The sequence below is a fragment of the Cryobacterium sp. 10I1 genome, from assembly GCF_035019805.1.
GTDB classification, from domain to species: domain Bacteria; phylum Actinomycetota; class Actinomycetes; order Actinomycetales; family Microbacteriaceae; genus Cryobacterium; species Cryobacterium glucosi.
Window position 1 is genome coordinate 1 of record NZ_JASJVF010000349.1, and the last position, 2,764, is coordinate 2,764.

Annotated in this window: 4 protein-coding genes; 2 read left to right on the plus strand and 2 right to left on the minus strand. The window is 69.0% G+C overall.

Annotated elements, in window-relative coordinates:
* Positions 1-12: 12 nt before the first annotated feature.
* Both QN345_RS17750 and QN345_RS17755 read right to left on the minus strand, forming a co-directional pair.
* On the minus strand, positions 13-855 hold the full coding sequence (locus tag QN345_RS17750; protein ID WP_322135302.1) for an alpha/beta hydrolase: 843 nt from the start codon (positions 853-855) through the stop codon (positions 13-15).
* A 162-nt stretch (positions 856-1,017) separates the two neighbouring features.
* Positions 1,018-1,401, minus strand: a complete 384-nt coding sequence (locus tag QN345_RS17755) for a hypothetical protein (protein ID WP_322135301.1) — start codon at positions 1,399-1,401, stop codon at positions 1,018-1,020.
* 113 nt (positions 1,402-1,514) lie between these two features.
* On the opposite strand from QN345_RS17755, the gene QN345_RS17760 reads away from it, so the two are divergent.
* A complete protein-coding gene (locus QN345_RS17760; RefSeq protein ID WP_134449383.1) occupies positions 1,515-1,781 on the plus strand; it encodes an acylphosphatase in 267 nt (88 codons plus the stop codon).
* Between the two features lie 26 nt (positions 1,782-1,807).
* Positions 1,808-2,599: a Pr6Pr family membrane protein gene (locus QN345_RS17765; protein ID WP_322135300.1), complete on the plus strand. Its 792-nt coding sequence runs from the start codon at positions 1,808-1,810 to the stop codon at positions 2,597-2,599.
* The last annotated feature ends 165 nt before the right edge of the window (positions 2,600-2,764 follow it).

Here is a 2,764-nt window from a genome sequence, read left to right on the forward strand (position 1 = left end):
CGCCCGCCTGCTCTAGTCGTGCTTCTTGACGAAGTCGATGGCGAGGTCGGCGACCTCCTCCCAGCCGTGGTCGATCGTGAGCGAGTGGCCCCGGTTCGGCACCTCGACGATCTCGGTCAGACCCGGGTTCTTCTTCTGCTGCTTGTAGATCGCGTGCGAGATCGCGAGCGGCACGGTGTTGTCGTTGTCCCCCGCGATGATGAGCAACGGCCCGCGCTCGGGATTCTTCGTGTCGACCCGCGCCTCAGTGAACGGGTTCAGGTTCGCGGTCGCGGCCTGGAACAACGGCACGCCCGATGCGGCCACGTGATAGGTGTCGTACAGGGCGCGCGCCTCGTCGGTGTCGAGGGCGTTGGCCCAGCCGAAGCTGAACTGCTCGAAGGTGAGCGAGACGGCCCGCCCGGCATTCGCCGGGTTGAGCAGCACCGGTGACGCCGATTTCAGGGCGGATACCGGCAGCGGCAACACGCCACGGAACGGTGCGGAGTCGATCGCGACCGTTGCAGCGGAGACTCCCTCACCGGCCAGGCGCTGGGCGATCAGCCCGCCGAAGGAGTGCCCGACGATGGCGGGTCTGATCGCGAGGTCGTTGATGGCGTCGAGATAGTGGTCGGTGACCTGGGCGATCATCTTGTGGGCGAAGACGTCGGGGTCGCGCTTGGCTTCCTCGATGCTCTCGGGGTCGTCGGGCCAGCCGGGGGCGATGCTTGTGTAGCCGGCGGCCTCGAAGCGGCCGCGCCAGCGGTCCCAGCTGCTCGAGAGCAGCCAGAGCCCGTGCACGAACACGACCGGGCGCAGGCCCGACTCGTTCGCTCGCTCGACCTCGGCTCGTTCCGGTGCGGTCAATGCGTCCATCTCAGCTCCGTTTCGGTTTCTGGCAGGTTCACGCGGCGGGTGCCGGGTGATCTGGGCACGATAACCGCACCGGTCCCCGTCGTCTAGGGCGTCGGCATCCGCGGGCGTGCCGCTGAGTCGATGCGGTCAGCCGCGGTCGCAGGCGGAGGTCAGCGGCGGCGGTCAGCGGCGGCGGTCGATCAGGGTGCGGAGCACCAGGACGAGAACGGCCAGGGGCGCGAACACGATCAGGAGCCGTACGGCGAGCCCGCCGAGACTCGCGGCCGTGCCGGACGCGGGCGGGGCGCCGGTGAGGCCGAATTGCAGGAGCAGCACGCCGATGACGCCGAGTGCCACCGCGACGAGGACGGTGAGCAGGAGCGCCCGCAGGTCGGGCTCTGCGCGCTCACGGCGCCGAACCGCCCAGAGCTGGAGGACCTCGTAGAGCACGAGGGACACCGCGAACGGCAGGGCGACGCTCAGGAGCACGACGGCGAAATAGGCCGCGAACACGAAGAGCGGGTGATCGGGCAGTGCGGGCGTGATCAGTGCGGTAGTCCAGCTCACGTGACTCCCCAGCCTGGCCTCGGTCGGCTCAGCGCTCCCACGGTAGCAAGAGCACTGTATTCCGGCGTCCCCCCGATCGGGACAGGGAACCGGATCGGGGGCACAATGGGGGGATGGTTCGCAAACAGGCGGTGGTGCGCGGGATGGTCCAGGCCGTGGGGTTCCGGTACTACGCGCAGGCAGAGGCCCGGCGACTCGGGCTCGCGGGATTCGTGCGCAACCACAGGGATGGCTCGGTCGAGGTACAGGTCGAAGGGCCGGCAGCATCGGTCGACCGGATGCTCGACTGGCTGCGGCACGGGCCGCCCTCTGCCCAGGTCGACACCGTGCACGTCGAGGACATGCCGGACCGCGGGGACGACGGCTTTCGGATCGAGTGACCTGCCCGCTGGCGTAGCGTTGAAGCATGTGCGCGCGTGCAGATCGTCCCGCCCGCACCGACGACCCGGCCGGGTCGCTCGCCGCGGTTCTCTTGGCGCGCCCGGGCTCGGCGAGGCGTTCCCTGATGCGCTTGGGGCGGCGCTCCCCGGATCGCTCTCCGCTTCACTCCCCGCTTCACTCCCCGCGACGGCGGATCGTCGGGATCGTCCGGCTCGTCCTGGCCGGCGCCGAGGTGCTCGCACTGCTCGGGTACTTCGGCTACATCCTCGGCTTCAAGAGTTTTATTGTGTACAACTACTTCAGCTATTTCACCGTGCAGAGCGCCATCGCCGCGGTCGGTGTCTTCATCGCCGCGGGGATCGTCGCCCTGCGCCGGGAGGTCGACCCACCCTGGCTCGACTGGATCCGGCTGCTCGTCACGACCTACATGATCGTCTCGGGCATCGTGTTCCTCGCGATCGTGATCCAGTCCTCGTCGCGGGCGTACACGATGGAGGTACCGTGGTCGACGCAGCTGCTGCACTTCTGGATCCCCGGGATCGCGCTCGTCGACTGGCTCACCGACACCGGCAAGGCCCGGCTGCCATGGACGACGCTCGCCTGGGTCATGGTCGTCCCGAGCATCTGGGGCGCGTTCACCCTGATCCGGGGCGCCCTGGTGCGCTGGTATCCCTACTTCTTCCTCGACCCGAAGCAGGTCAGCGGCCCGCTCGAGACGGTGCTGTACTGCGTGGTCGCCGTCGCGCTCTTCACCGGGATCGCAGCCATGCTGACCTGGTCGTCCCGCGGCTGGCGGGGCCTCAAGCCCCAGGGCTGAAGGGTAATGGCCGGGGGCTAGGGGCGGAGGTGCGCCCAGGCGTCGGGGGTGGCGCGCAGGTACTCCGGCAGGTCCTGGGGCGGATGCCCGGTGAGGCGTTCGACGTCGTCCGTCACGACATCCATCACGCCGGACGCGATCGCGAGATAGCTTGAGATCCAGCCC